The following is a 13,022-nucleotide window of genomic DNA, read 5'->3' as shown; positions in this document are numbered from 1 at the left end:
CCCCCCTCACGAAACAGCCGCTGCGCTGGTCCCGGCCAGCATGCTGGATTGCGCCGCACCGCGCCAGTGCAGCTTCTGGCGCAGGGAATCGACCAGGCCGGGCAGATGCGCCAGGTCGGAAACGCCGCCGAAGACAGCAAAGTCCGGCCGGCTGATGTAAGCCTGCATGCCATGCGCGCGCATGAACGCTGCCTGCGCGCCATTGAGTTCCACCACTGCCCCGGGTATCGACGCCGCGTCGGACAGCACGACGATATGGCAGCCGAGTTGCTCAAGGAAACCGAGCTGGCCTTCATCGAGGTAGCGCAACGGATCGTCAAGAGCGATCAGCAGGAAGCCATGACCGACCACGTCATCGAGGCGCCCTTCGACTTCCCCCTTGCGCACGCGTCCCTGCGGAGCGGGCGTGCCGATCGCGGGCAACAGGCTGCCATCCACCTCGGCATGCACGATGCCGGCTTCGAGCCTCGGAAACGGCGGCATCGGGGGGATCGACCGGGCCCGGAATGCGGCGTCGCGCTCGGCAACCTTTTGCGGATCGTCTTCGTTGGCAACCTTGCCAAGGAATCTCGCCATCTCCATGATCTTGCTGACGTGGGGCCTGCGCTCTTCTTCATACGTATCCAGCAGACCCGGCGCGCTTCGGCCACTGAGCACCAGGTCCAGCTTCCAGGCCAGGTTGATGCCGTCTCGCATGCCCGAACACGCGCCTTGCCCCATATAGGGCATCATCGTATGCGCGGCATCGCCGGCCAGGAAGATCCGCCCGTCGCGCCACCGGTGCGCCATGCGGGTTTCGAACGTGTAGACGACATGGCGCAACAGGCGCATGTCTTCCGGGCCCAGGCCATGCTGCTCCTTCAGCCAGCGCCAGCCGACGGCCTCGTCCTCCCAGTAGGCAGTATCCTCGCCAGGCAGCACCCGCAGTTCGAAGCGAGTCCGCCGGGTGCCGATCGGCATGTACATATGGGCCCGCGCCGGGTCGCAATAGATGGTCGTGAGCGAGAACTTCTCGCCAAGGTCCCGCTTGTTCTCCGAGTCAAGGTTCAACCAGCGCTCGTTCTGCCCGAAGTCGTCGCGTTCGATGCACAGACTGCGGCGGACAAAGCTGTTCGCCCCGTCGGCGCCAATGACGTACTTTGCGATGAACTCGCGCGACGGTGTCGTCCATTGCGAGTCCTGCGCGCCGCGCCAGAGGTGCGCGGAGATCCTGACGCCATCCTCGTCCTGCCTGAGCGTCTCTGCCTCCCAGCCGCGAAGGATCTCGACCCCGGGAAAGCTTGCCGCGCGCTGATGAATGGCGTCTTCGATATCGGGCTGGTAAATCGAGATATGGGCCGGGAAGCCGCACGCGTGCCCGGTCCAGTCCAGTTCAATGAGGAGCTCATCGTCGGCGTTGCGATACTGATACGGACCCAGCCCACAGGCATCGCGCAGGGCCTGGTCAACGTCTCCGCACGCCTGGACGATCCGTGCCGTCTCGCCATCGATATGGGTCAGGCGCGGCAGGCCATAAGGCGTGGGCCAGCGTTCAATGACAACCACCTTGTAGCCAGCCTCGCCCAGCAGCGAGGCCGCGACGAGTCCGGTCGGGCCATATCCGATCACGGCTACGTCGAAGATTTCTGCGGCCGGCTCGGGTGTTTGCTTCGGATTGATGCTCATGCTTTGTCTCCATCTATATTGGTTTTGGGGGCCGCTGTCCCGTGGCAACTCGGCGAGTTGCGCATTACGGGCGCGTTCCGTCGAAGGCGTCCTGCAGCAGCGCACGCAAGTCCTCCCGGGAAATCGGGCGCGGATTCCAGTAGGGATTGGCGCTGGCGATCTCCGCGGCGCGGTCCAGGTCCGCGTGCGCCATGCCGAGTTCACGCAGCGACGTCGGCGCCCCGAGCTTGCTCGCCAGGTCATGGACGCCGCGCGCGGCATTGTCAGTGCCCAGGGCGCGGGCGATCCGCTGCATTGCCTGCGGCGCAAAGTCCGCGTTGAACGCCAGTGCGTGTGGCAGCACCACCGTGTGGGTCTGGGCGTGCGGCAGGTTGAAGCTGCCACCGAGTGTGTGGCAAAGCTTGTGGTGCAGTGCCATGCCGACGTTGCTCAGGACCATTCCGCACAGCCACGCACCGTAGAGCGCCTGGCCGCGGGCCACAATATCGGCGGCGTCGCGATGGATGCCAGGCAAGCCCTGGCCCAGGGCACGGATACCTTCTTCAGCGATCAGGCTGGTGATCGGATTGGCATTGCTGGCGTAGAGTCCCTCGGCGGCATGCGCGATGGCGTTGATGCCGCTGGTCACGGACAGGTCGACCGGCAGGGTCAGGGTCAGTTCCGGGTCGTAGATCACCGCCCGTGGCAGCACCCGCATATCGCTGCCGGTACGCTTGACCCCGCCCTCGGTAACGCCGTAGATCGGGGTCATCTCGCTGCCGGCATAGGTGGTGGGGATCGCCAGGATGGGAATGCTGCTTTCCAGGGCAATCGCCTTCCCGAGCCCGATCGTCGAACCGCCGCCAAACGCGATGGCACAGTCGGCATTGCAGGCCAGGGCAAGCTCGCGTGCTTCCCGGGCCGTGTCGATCGGCACATGCATGACTGCACGGTCGAACAGGCCTGCCGCGCGCTGGCCAAGGGATGCCATGATTGCCTGCGCCCCATCGCGCTGCTCGGGCGTGCACAAGACCAGCGCGCGCTGCGCGCCGAGCAAGCCGATCTCGCGCTCCAGGTGCTGCAGGCTACCCGCGCCAAAAACGACTCTGGCAGGCGCTGCCTGGTAGACGAATTCCAGTGCTGTTTCCATATTGCATCCCTCAATCAATGGTGTAGTCGACCTGGTGGCGGGCGATGCGCAGCCCTGCCAGCTGCTCGCGGACGCGAAGGTGCTCCGGGTGATCGGCGTAGGCCTTGAGCGCCGCGAGCGATTCGAACTCGGCAAGCAGCACCGTGTCGCAGGCATAGTCAACGCGGCTCACATCGATGCCGACCTCCACGTGGCGCAGACCTGGAATGCGGCCGGGCAAGGCCTCGAAGGCCGCCTTGATGCGTTGCTGGGCATCAGCCCGTTCATGCGCCGTCTCACCCTTCACCTTCCACATGACGATGTGCCTGATCATTTCCGTTCGTGCGCGCGGCTCAGGACAAAATCAAAATCGAGGGTGTAGTAAGGGTCCTCGAGCAAGCTGCCATCAGGCGCAATGCCCGGCGGGTGCTGCACCCAGTCAGCCACCAGCGTCGAGCGCACGCCGAACACGGCGTCGGAGTCGAGGTAGCGGTCACCGTCGCGAAAGACATGGGTAATCAGCGTCTCGCAACCCGGTGCACTGATCATGAAGTGCAGGTGGGCAGGCCGCCAGGGATGGCGGCCAAGCGCCTCCAGCAGCGCGCCGACCGGGCCGTCATGCGGAATCGGATAGGGTTCGGCCAGGATCGAGCGAAACGAAAACCTGCCGTCTTCGCCGGTTCGCAAACGCCCGCGCGCACGGTGGGTATGCTCGCCGTCAGGGCCCGGAATCTGCACGTCATAGTGGCCGTGCTGGTCCGCCTGCCAGACTTCGATGGAGGCATCCGGAATGGCCGTCCCCTCCCAGTCCCGCACCTGCCCGCGCACAAAGCAGGGCTCGCCTTGCGCGCCATTCGAGATATCCGCGCCGCTGTCGTACGCGGGACTGTCTTCCACGTAAAACGGGCCAAATACAGTGGACTCGGTGCAGCCTGCCGGCTTCACGTTGTTTTGTGCCGTCACCAGCATCGACAGGCCAAGCACATCGGACAGCAGGATGAATTCCTGGCGCTTGTCATCGGTGATATGGCCCACCGCAGTCAGAAAACGAATGGCCGCGAACCATTCTTCCTCGCTCAGCTTCACATCACGCGCGAAGGCATGCAAATGCTGGACGAGACTGGTCATCACGGTGCGCAGGCGCGCATCGCGGCAGTTCGCCATCGACGCAAGCACCGCCTGCGTGATCGTGTCTTCATTGAGGTTTCGCATTCCGGGTGTCTCCGCATGTTTTCTGCTTCTCGCTTGCTGCTAACATTAATTCCTTCCTCCACAGGTAAAAAGAGGTGGAAGCGAAGTAGTGTTCTCCTCTAGCCGGAAGAATTGATGGACAAGTGGACGCAGATTGAGTTTTTTGTGCAGGTTGCGGAACTCGGCAGCCTCACAAAGGCGGCGGAGCAACTCGGCATGTCGAGTGCGGCAGCCACCCGCTGCCTCAATGCGCTGGAAGAGCGCCTGGGAGCGCGCCTGGTCGAGCGCACCACGCGCCGGCTCTGGCTCACGGATGCCGGCCGTGAGTATCACCGGCGCTGTGCCGCGATGCTGGCTGAAATGGCCGAAGCCGAGGCCGCCATCAACGAGGCCACGCTCAATCCAACCGGCGTTCTTCGCGTGACCGCATCGGCATCCTTCGCGATGATCCATCTCGCGCCGGCATTGCCGGCATTTCGGGCGTGCTATCCGAACCTGGCGGTCCAGATCATTGCTGCCAATCGCTACCCTGACTTTATCGAGGCCGGGATCGATGTGGCCATCCGGACACGCGAACATGAGGGGGATTCAGGGATTACGGTGCGAAAACTGGCCGAGACGCGCCGCGTACTGGCGGCGTCGCCTGGCTACCTTGCCGAGCGCGGCATGCCAGATGCGCCAGATACCTTGCGGCAGCATCAGATGCTCATTTACAACCTTGCCAATGATCCCTACCTGCTTCACTTCCGGCGAGGCGACGAAACGGCAACCGTACCTGTGACCAGCGTGCTCGACTCCAATGAAGGCCAGGTGATCCGCGCAGCGGCCCTGGCGGGCCATGGCATCCTGGTACAGCCGCTCTACATCATCTACGAAGACATCGTTGCCGGCCGGCTGGTGCCGGTCCTGCCGGATTGGCAACTGCCCAAGCTGACGATCAACGTCGCGTATCAGTGCCGCCGCCACCAGCCGGCCAGGATTCGCGTCTTCATCGACTTCCTGTTCGAACGATTCGAGCGGCTTGGACTCGCGAGAAAGTGGGAGATGACCGCCAGGTAGTGCGGCTTGCTGACTGTGATAGCGTGGAGCCTTCCGACTTTCCGCCCACCCATGACCGATTTCGACGCCGACGCCCTCAAGCGGCTGGTCACAGTCACCATGCCCTTTGGCAAGCACAAAGGCACGGTGATCGCCGACCTGCCAGGCAACTACCTGAACTGGTTCGCGCGCGAGGGCTTCCCGCCGGGGCAGATCGGCGCGCTGCTGGCGCTGATGCATGAGCTGGACCACAACGGCCTGTCGCATCTGCTCAGGCCGTTGCGTGGGCGCACCTAGCGCCGTCAGAGCCGAGGCTCAGGTCACCGGTGCCGGGTTGAACAGCACCAGCGCATTGCGGATCTTCCAGTGCTCGGCCCATGACTTCTTGCCACTGGCCACGGCCAGGAGCGTGTGGAACAGCTCCCAGCCCACTTGCTCGATGGTGGCCTCGCCGGTCGCGATGCGGCCGGCGTTGACATCCATCAGGTCATGCCAGCGCCGTGCCAGGTCATTGCGGGTGGACACCTTGATCACCGGCACCTCGGCCAGCCCGTACGGCGTGCCGCGCCCGGTGGTGAATACGTGCAGGTTCATGCCGGCGGCCAGCTGCAGCGTGCCGCAGACAAAATCGCCCGCGGGCGTGGCGGCGTAGATCAGCCCCTTCTGCGTGACCTTCTCGCCGGGGCCGGTGACGCCGTGGATCGGGCCGGTGCCCGACTTGACGATCGAGCCCATCGCCTTTTCCACGATGTTCGACAGGCCGCCCTTCTTGTTGCCCGGCGTGGTGTTGGCGCTGCGGTCGACCTTGCCCTGCTCCAGGTAGCGGTCGTACCAGGCCATCTGCCGCACCAGCGCCTCGGCCACCTCGGGCGTGGCGGCGCGCGCGGTGAGCTGGTCGATGCCGTCGCGCACCTCGGTCACTTCGGAGAACATCACCGTGGCCCCGGCGCGCACCAGCAGGTCGGTGGCAAAGCCCACCGCGGGGTTGGCGGTGACGCCGGAGAAGGCATCGCTGCCGCCGCACTGCACGCCGACCACCAGGTCTGACGCCGGACAGGTCTCGCGCCGGCGCGCGTTCAGGCGGGCCAGATGCTTCTCTGCCGTGGCCATGATCGAATCGATCATCGAGGCAAAGCCCACGTGCTGCTCGTCCTGCAGGCAGACCACGTCGGGCTCGCCCTCCTGCTGGATCGGGATGGTGCCGGCGCCGATCAGGCGCGCCGGCTGCAGCTTCTCGCAACCCAGGCTGACGATCATCACCTCGCCGCCGAAATTGGGGTTCAGCGCGATATTGCGGATGGTGCGGATCGGGATGCCGGCATCGGGCGCGTCGATTGCCACGCCGCAGCCGTAGGTGTGCTCAAGGCCCACCACGTCGTCGACATTGGGATACTTCGGCAGCAGTTCTTCCTTGATGCGCCGCACGGCAAACTCCACCACGCCCTCCACGCACTGCACCGTAGTGGTGATGCCCAGGAGATTGCGTGTGCCAACCGAGCCGTCCGCATTGCGGTAGCCCTCGAAGGTATAGCCTTCCAGCGGTAGCAGCGGCGCCACGCGCGTGCCGACCGGCAGGTCGTGCAGTTCCGGCGCGGCCGGCATGCGGATCACGCGCTCATTGACCCAGCTGCCGCGCGGCAGGTCTTTCAGAGCATAGCCGATCACCACGTTGTAGCGGATCACCGCGTCGCCCTCGCGCAGGTCAGTCAGCGCCACCTTGTGGCCCTGGGGTACGCCCTCGGCCAGCACCAGGCCGCAGGGGAATTCCGTTCCCGCCGGCAGGCCGCCGTCGTTGGCCACGATCGCGACGTTGTCGTTCGCGTGCATCGTGATGTACAGCGGGCGAGCCGCCTGTCCACCTGCTGTCGGGGTCACTGTCATGTCATCTCCAGCCGGGTGCGCGTCGCGCACTTTTAGTGTTACGTTGTCTGACAACAAGCTAATCGTTTACGGTGGTCCACGGCCTCGGGAATTCGCTATTCTCTACTATTTCTGGCCGGAAATAAGCAGCTCCCCCAGACCAGTTGTACGATAACATATAATGAACCGGCATTGCCCGCCTCTATAAGGATGCCGCCCCGCCGTAATCCTGCTGCACCGCAAAATGACCATTCCCCGCAATATGGCCTATAAGGGATGCAACCGGTTTCATGCCACGAGAACCGGACAGGAGACCTTCCCGCGTGGCCACGCGCATCGCGCAACCACGCCGCACCGATACCCCATACACCGGCCGCTCCCTCGGCCACGCACACGACAGGAGGCATGACTCATGCGCTGGAAGCAACGTCCGCAAGGTTCCAACTGGGGTGACTTCGGCCCCGACGACCAGCTCGGCCGCATCAACCTGATCGGCCCGGAACAAGTCGTCAAGGGCGCGCGCGAGGTGCAGGCCGGCATCAGCTTCTGCCTGTCGCTGCCGCTGGACTACCCCGGCGGCAACAAGCTCAACCCGCGCCGGCATCCGCCGGTGCTGCGGCCTACCCTGCGCGACGACATCCCCTATTTGAACTTCCCGCTGGCCAAGGTCGATCCCGCCGCCACCGACGTCATCAGCGACGACCAGGTGCTGCTGTGCCTGCAATACAGCACGCAATGGGATGCGCTGGCGCACGTGGGGGCGCTGTTCGATGCCGACGGCGACGGCCGCCCGGAGCGCGTGTACTACAACGGCTACCGCGCCAACGAGCATATCGTCGGCCCGGTGGACTATGCCGAGGACGACAACTTCGCCGCGCACCCTTGCGGCCACGACCACAGTGCCGCGCAGGCGCTGGGCATCGAGAACTTCGCGGTCAAGGGGATGCAGGGCCGCGGCGTGCTGGTGGACCTGGCGCATACCTTCGGCATGGACTTCCGCAATGTCGGCTACGATGACCTGATGCACGCGCTGGATGCCGGCAATGTGGAAGTCGAACGCGGCGACATGCTGCTGCTGCGCACCGGCTTTGCCGAGGTGGTGCTGTCGATGCAGCGCAAACCCGATGAAGCCGTGCTGCACCACAGCTGCTGCGCGCTGGACGGCCGCGACGAGCGCCTGCTGAACTGGATCACCGATGCCGGCATCGCCGCGCTGATCGCCGACAACTACGCGGTGGAACGCTACCCCGCCCGCCCCGCGCCCGACGGCGACAAGTGCCACCCGCTGCTGCCGCTGCACCACCATTGCCTGTTCAAGCTGGGCCTACCGCTGGGCGAGCTGTGGTACCTGCGCGAGCTGGCGGACTGGTTGCGCGCCAACGGCCGCACCCGCTTCCAGCTCACCGCCCCGCCGTTGCGCCTGCCCGGCGCGGTGGGGTCGCCGGTGACGCCGATCGCCACGGTATAAGCCAACAACAATAAACCAGGGAGACACCATGAACCATCGCCACGCGCTCCGCCGCATTGCCGCCAGCGCCCTCGCCTTCGCCGCGGCGCTTGCCTGCGGCACCGCCCAGGCCCAGCCCAGGGCCGCCGTCTCTGACGATGTCGTCAAGCTCGGCATGCTGCTCGACATGAGCGGCCTGTATGCCGACGTCACCGGCCGCGGCAGCGCCACCGCCGCGCAGATGGCCATCGACGATTTCGGCGGCAAGGTGCTGGGCAAGAAGATCGAGCTGGTGGTGGTCGATCACCAGAACAAGGCCGACATCGCCGCCAACAAGGCGCGCGAATGGTTCGACACTGCCAATGTCGACGCCATCCTCGACGTGGCCGCGTCTGCGCCGGCGCTGGCGGTGCTTGAGGTTGCACGACAGAAGAACCGCATCGTGGTGTTCTCCGGCCCGGGCACCGAGCGCATCACCAACGACCTGTGCACGCCGGTGTCAGTGCACTACGCCTACGACACCTACGCGCTGGCCAACACCACCGCGCGCGCGATGGTGCAGCGCGGCGGCAAGTCCTGGTTCTTCCTGACGGCGGACTACGCCTTCGGCCACACGCTGCAGGACTCGGCCACCGCGGTCGTCAACGAGACCGGCGGCAAGGTGCTGGGCGCCGCGCGCCACCCGCTGGCCACCAGCGACTTTGCCTCTTACCTGCTGCAGGCGCAGGCCAGCAAGGCACAGGTGGTGGGCCTGGCCAATGCCGGCGGCGATACCGTCAACGCGATCAAGGCCGCCTCCGAATTCGGCCTGACCCGCAACAACACGCAGCGCATGGCGGGCCTGCTGCTCTATATCAACGACATCCACGCCATCGGCCTGAAGACGGCCTCCGGGCTGGTGCTGACCGAAGCTTTCTACTGGGATATGAACGATGCCACGCGAGCCTGGTCGCGCCGCTATTTCGACAAGCTCAGGAAAATGCCCAACATGAGCCAGGCGGGTGCGTATTCATCGGTGACGCACTACCTGAAGGCCGTGCAGGCAGCCGGCACAGACGAGACCGCGGCGGTGATGAAGAAGATGAAGTCGATGCCGATCAACGACTTCTTTGCAAAGAACGGCCGCATCCGCGAAGACGGCCGCATGGTCCACGACATGTATCTGTTCGAGGTCAAGACGCCGGCCGAGTCCAGGTACCCATGGGACTACTACAAGGTGCTGGCCACGGTGCCGGGCGAGCAGGCGTTCATGCCGGTGTCGAAATCGCAGTGTTCGCTGGTCAGGCGCTGATGGCGGCGCCGGTAGAGATAAGCGATTTATGAGGCGCGGGGACGAAGTTTCTGACCAATACAGACCATGGTTTGTATTCGAGAAATACAATCTATATTGCGTATTTAGTCCCTGGTCAGATTTTCCAGCCACAGGCTCATCAACCCCGCCCGGCCCCTGACGCCGAATTTCCGGAAAATGCCGGTCACATAGGAATGGGTCGTTGAAACGGCCAGGCCGAGGCGCTGGGCAATCTGCTTTTCCGATGCGTCGGTCAACAGCAGCCGCAAGACCTTCTGCTCGTGGGGCGCCAACGGAACGGAAGAAAGCGCCAGCCCAAGGTCAAGAATGCTCTCCTTCTTCAGCGCAGTGACATCGCGGGCAACCCCGACGCGCAACCGTTCCGACTGGAGCCATCCGGCGGACCACATGATATGGACGGCACTGCCGTCCTTGTGGCGATAGCGGTTTTCAAAACCGATCCGCTTCTTTCCCGACATCACCTGCTTGGCCTCGATAATGGTCCGGTCCCGGTCGGCGGGCATGACCAGATCGATGATGAACTCGCCCGCCATATCCTTCGGCGTATAGCCAAAAATGCCCTCGCACGCGGCGCTGACATACTGGATGCGGCCGCCTGTGTCGACCAGGAATACGGCGTCCAGCAGTTGGTCGGCAAACGCAGTGATGTCTTTTCCGATCTCGATACTCATGGCAGTCCAGACCCCCGATACTGGCGCTTGTACTGGCGCCTTGATTGGCCCCTTCGCCCGGATTTCAGCCGAACGCGGATCAACGTGAAGACTAGACCACGCGCCAGCGCATGTACAGTGTTGGCATCGATAAAACCGTGCATGGCTGGCCAGCCGGAAGGCCTTTAACCGCGCCACTCATGCCTGCGCGCCGTCAAAGGCACCCTGCTGATTGGCAGGGTATGACTTTTGCACGGTTTCGATACCATCATGGCCATCATTTGCCCGGTCTTCGGCTAAATAACAATGGCCCCGCCGGGGGCTTCCAAAGCCGTAGTCAACGAGAGTCGGGGCAAGTGAGCCAAGCCTCAGCATTGCCTACCTCTTTCGAGGGGGGAGTCGAGGTCAGGAGGGGAGCGGCCCGGCCCGCTGACGGAGGTGGCAGTGGCCTCTGTCAGCGGGGACCGTGCAACGCTGCGGCAATGCCCGGGTCGTACCTGTTCGGCGGTGTCCCTACCCCCTCATTGGATCTGCGCAATCCGCAGCAGGTTGGTGGTTCCCGCCACCAGGAACGGCAGCCCCGCGGAGATGACGATGGACTGTCCGGCTTCCCCGAAGCCCTCCGCCAGCACAGTGCGGCTGGCCAGATCGGTCATCTCCGGCACATCCAGCACCTCGTGGCAGAGCACCGCATGCACGCCCCAGGTGAGCGTCAGCCGCCTCGCCGTCGCCATGCGCGGTGTCATGCCGAGAATGGGCACCTGCGGCCGCTCGCGCGCCATACGCAGCGCCGAATAGCCCGAGCTGGTATAGGCGACCGTCGCCGGCACCCTGAGCAAGCCCACGATATGCCGCACCGCATAACCGATGGCATCAGCCGCGTCCGCGCGCGGCGGCGTGTGGGATGCCTCGATGGCGTCGCGGTACAGCGGGTCGGATTCCGTGCGGGAGATAATGCTGTTCATCATTCGCACCGCCTCCACCGGATACCGGCCGGATGCCGACTCGGCCGACAGCATGACCGCGTCGGCACCGTCGTAGATCGCCGTCGCCACGTCTGACGCTTCCGCGCGGGTGGGCACCGGGGCGGCAATCATCGATTCGAGCATTTGCGTGGCAACGATGACCGGCTTGCCGGCCTTGCGGCATGCGCGGACGATCTGCTTCTGCAGCGAGGGCACCTGCTCGGCCGGCATCTCCACGCCCAGGTCGCCGCGCGCCACCATGATGGCATCGGCCTCGGCGACGATCAGATCCAGGCTCTGGATGGCGGCGGGCTTCTCCAGCTTGGCCACGATGCCGGCGCGGCCGTTGACAATTGCCTTGATCTCCCGGATGTCTTCGGGCCGCTGCACGAAGGACAGCGCGATCCAGTCCGCACCCAGGGCCAGACCGAAGTCGAGGTCGCGCCGGTCTTTTTCGGTCATGGCCGACAGCGGCAGCACCGCATCCGGCACGTTCACCCCTTTTCGGTCCGAGAGCGTACCGCCGTTGACGACCGTGGTCTCGGCGAAGCCGGCGCCGCACTGCTCGACGCACAACCGGATCTTGCCGTCGTCCAGCAGCAGCTCGACGCCTTCGCTCAGCGCGGCGAAGATCTCCGGGTGCGGCAGGCAGACCCGGCTGGCCGAGCCGGGCGCCGCGCTGTCCAGGTCCAGCCGGAAGCCGGCTCCCGCGGCCAGTTGCACTGGCCCGTCGGCGAAGGTGCCGATGCGCAGCTTCGGACCCTGCAGGTCGAGCAGCACGCCGATCGGACGGCCGCGTTCGCGCTCCACGGCGCGGATCGCTTCGAACCGTTGCCGGTGGTCGTCGTGGGTGCCGTGGCTGAAGTTGAGCCGGAAAACATCGGCGCCGGCCTCGAACAGCGCGTCGATGAGCTCCAGGGTGCTACTCGCGGGGCCGAGCGTGGCCACGATCTTGGCGTTGCGAAGGCGTCTCATGCCATTGCTCCATGTCAGCGCGCGACGAGGGCCGCGCGTAAATCGTTCACCCCGGTCAGGTGTTCTGCACGACGATGCTCGGGAACTTGCTGGTCATGTCGCGCGCCTTGTCGGCGACCTTGATCGCCACCTTGCGCGCGATGGCGCGGTACATCCCGGCCACCGGGCTGTCGGGCTCGGCCACCACGGTCGGGCGGCCGGAGTCGGCCTGCTCGCGGATCTGCAGGTTCAGCGGCAGGCTGCCCAGCAGGTCAACGCCGTAGTCGGCGCACATCTTCTCGCCGCCGCCGTGGCCGAAGATATGCTCGACATGGCCGCAGTTCGGGCAGCAGTAGACCGCCATGTTCTCGACGATGCCCAGGATGGGAATGCCCACCTTCTCGAACATCTTCAGGCCCTTCTTGGCATCCAGCAGCGCGATATCCTGAGGCGTGGTGACGATCACCGCGCCGGTGACCGGCACCTTCTGCGACAGCGTCAGCTGGACGTCGCCGGTGCCCGGCGGCATGTCGACGATCAGGTAGTCCAGGTCGTGCCAGTTGGTCTGGCGCAGCAGCTGCTCCAGCGCCGAGGTGACCATCGGGCCGCGCCATACCATCGGGTTGTCCTGCTCGATCAGGAAGCCGATCGAGTTGGCCTGCAGGCCGTGCCCTTCCAGCGGCTCCATGGTCTGGCCGTCGGCGGATTCCGGGCGGCCGTCGATGCCCAGCATCATCGGCAGGCTCGGCCCATAGATGTCTGCGTCGAGCATGCCGACGCGCGCGCCTTCCGCCGCCAGCGCCAGCGCCAGGTTCACGGCCGTGGTGGACTT

Annotated in this window: 12 protein-coding genes; 4 read left to right on the top strand and 8 right to left on the bottom strand. The window is 65.0% G+C overall.

Annotated features, from left to right (window positions below):
- Positions 1–6: 6 nt before the first annotated feature.
- The 4 genes from mhpA to AC3WQZ_RS20195 are packed head-to-tail and all read right to left on the bottom strand — an operon-like array spanning position 7 to position 3,985.
- Positions 7–1,713, bottom strand: coding sequence for a bifunctional 3-(3-hydroxy-phenyl)propionate/3-hydroxycinnamic acid hydroxylase MhpA (gene mhpA / locus AC3WQZ_RS20210; RefSeq protein WP_492301138.1), 1,707 nt, complete (start codon positions 1,711–1,713; stop codon positions 7–9).
- 16 nt (positions 1,714–1,729) lie between these two features.
- The gene (locus AC3WQZ_RS20205; RefSeq protein WP_010809690.1) at positions 1,730–2,794 is read right to left on the bottom strand and encodes a maleylacetate reductase; all 1,065 of its coding nucleotides are present in this window, start codon (positions 2,792–2,794) and stop codon (positions 1,730–1,732) included.
- Positions 2,795–2,804: 10 nt separating this feature from the next.
- Positions 2,805–3,107, bottom strand: coding sequence for a Dabb family protein (locus AC3WQZ_RS20200; RefSeq protein WP_010809689.1), 303 nt, complete (start codon positions 3,105–3,107; stop codon positions 2,805–2,807).
- On the bottom strand, positions 3,104–3,985 hold the full coding sequence (locus tag AC3WQZ_RS20195) for an intradiol ring-cleavage dioxygenase (RefSeq protein WP_010809688.1): 882 nt from the start codon (positions 3,983–3,985) through the stop codon (positions 3,104–3,106). Before AC3WQZ_RS20195 ends, AC3WQZ_RS20200 begins: the two co-directional genes overlap by 4 nt.
- A 114-nt stretch (positions 3,986–4,099) precedes the next feature.
- Here AC3WQZ_RS20195 and AC3WQZ_RS20190 point away from each other — a divergent pair, with 114 nt between their 5' ends.
- Both AC3WQZ_RS20190 and AC3WQZ_RS20185 read left to right on the top strand, forming a co-directional pair.
- On the top strand, positions 4,100–5,023 hold the full coding sequence (locus AC3WQZ_RS20190) for a LysR family transcriptional regulator (RefSeq protein WP_058698546.1): 924 nt from the start codon (positions 4,100–4,102) through the stop codon (positions 5,021–5,023).
- A 51-nt stretch (positions 5,024–5,074) separates the two neighbouring features.
- Entirely contained in the window at positions 5,075–5,299 is a 225-nt protein-coding gene (locus AC3WQZ_RS20185) for a DUF3820 family protein (RefSeq protein WP_010809686.1), read from the top strand.
- Positions 5,300–5,317: 18 nt separating this feature from the next.
- On the opposite strand, the gene garD is transcribed toward AC3WQZ_RS20185, so the two are convergent.
- Entirely contained in the window at positions 5,318–6,883 is a 1,566-nt protein-coding gene (gene garD, locus AC3WQZ_RS20180) for a galactarate dehydratase (RefSeq protein WP_058698547.1), read from the bottom strand.
- A 391-nt stretch (positions 6,884–7,274) separates the two neighbouring features.
- Here garD and AC3WQZ_RS20175 point away from each other — a divergent pair, with 391 nt between their 5' ends.
- Together AC3WQZ_RS20175 and AC3WQZ_RS20170 are read left to right on the top strand one after the other, a co-directional pair.
- Positions 7,275–8,330, top strand: coding sequence for a cyclase family protein (locus tag AC3WQZ_RS20175; protein WP_058698548.1), 1,056 nt, complete (start codon positions 7,275–7,277; stop codon positions 8,328–8,330).
- 28 nt (positions 8,331–8,358) lie between these two features.
- Positions 8,359–9,600, top strand: a complete 1,242-nt coding sequence (locus tag AC3WQZ_RS20170; protein WP_010809683.1) for an ABC transporter substrate-binding protein — start codon at positions 8,359–8,361, stop codon at positions 9,598–9,600.
- Positions 9,601–9,704: 104 nt separating this feature from the next.
- Here the strand turns inward: AC3WQZ_RS20170 and AC3WQZ_RS20165 are convergent, their stop codons facing one another.
- From AC3WQZ_RS20165 to apbC, 3 genes are all read right to left on the bottom strand, one after another.
- Positions 9,705–10,292: a helix-turn-helix transcriptional regulator gene (locus AC3WQZ_RS20165; RefSeq protein ID WP_011616917.1), complete on the bottom strand. Its 588-nt coding sequence runs from the start codon at positions 10,290–10,292 to the stop codon at positions 9,705–9,707.
- 500 nt (positions 10,293–10,792) lie between these two features.
- The gene (pyk, locus tag AC3WQZ_RS20160; protein ID WP_492297157.1) at positions 10,793–12,211 is read right to left on the bottom strand and encodes a pyruvate kinase; all 1,419 of its coding nucleotides are present in this window, start codon (positions 12,209–12,211) and stop codon (positions 10,793–10,795) included.
- A 55-nt stretch (positions 12,212–12,266) separates the two neighbouring features.
- Positions 12,267–13,022, bottom strand: a 756-nt coding sequence (apbC, locus tag AC3WQZ_RS20155) for an iron-sulfur cluster carrier protein ApbC (RefSeq protein ID WP_492301135.1), incomplete at its 5' end; no start/stop codon positions are given.

Source organism: Cupriavidus sp. FW305-26 (assembly GCF_058787975.1).
This window is presented reverse-complemented; position numbering and strand designations above follow the sequence as displayed.

Excerpts from the sequence above, each read along its gene's own strand:
- AC3WQZ_RS20205 (WP_010809690.1), bottom strand. The coding sequence starts at position 2,794 with ATGGAAACAGCACTGGAATTCGTCTACCAGGCAGCGCCTGCCAGAGTC.
- AC3WQZ_RS20200 (WP_010809689.1), bottom strand. The coding sequence starts at position 3,107 with ATGATCAGGCACATCGTCATGTGGAAGGTGAAGGGTGAGACGGCGCAT.
- AC3WQZ_RS20195 (WP_010809688.1), bottom strand. The coding sequence starts at position 3,985 with ATGCGAAACCTCAATGAAGACACGATCACGCAGGCGGTGCTTGCGTCG.
- AC3WQZ_RS20190 (WP_058698546.1), top strand. The coding sequence starts at position 4,100 with ATGGACAAGTGGACGCAGATTGAGTTTTTTGTGCAGGTTGCGGAACTC.
- AC3WQZ_RS20185 (WP_010809686.1), top strand. The coding sequence starts at position 5,075 with ATGACCGATTTCGACGCCGACGCCCTCAAGCGGCTGGTCACAGTCACC.
- garD (WP_058698547.1), bottom strand. The coding sequence starts at position 6,883 with ATGACAGTGACCCCGACAGCAGGTGGACAGGCGGCTCGCCCGCTGTAC.
- AC3WQZ_RS20175 (WP_058698548.1), top strand. The coding sequence starts at position 7,275 with ATGCGCTGGAAGCAACGTCCGCAAGGTTCCAACTGGGGTGACTTCGGC.
- AC3WQZ_RS20170 (WP_010809683.1), top strand. The coding sequence starts at position 8,359 with ATGAACCATCGCCACGCGCTCCGCCGCATTGCCGCCAGCGCCCTCGCC.
- AC3WQZ_RS20165 (WP_011616917.1), bottom strand. The coding sequence starts at position 10,292 with ATGAGTATCGAGATCGGAAAAGACATCACTGCGTTTGCCGACCAACTG.
- pyk (WP_492297157.1), bottom strand. The coding sequence starts at position 12,211 with ATGAGACGCCTTCGCAACGCCAAGATCGTGGCCACGCTCGGCCCCGCG.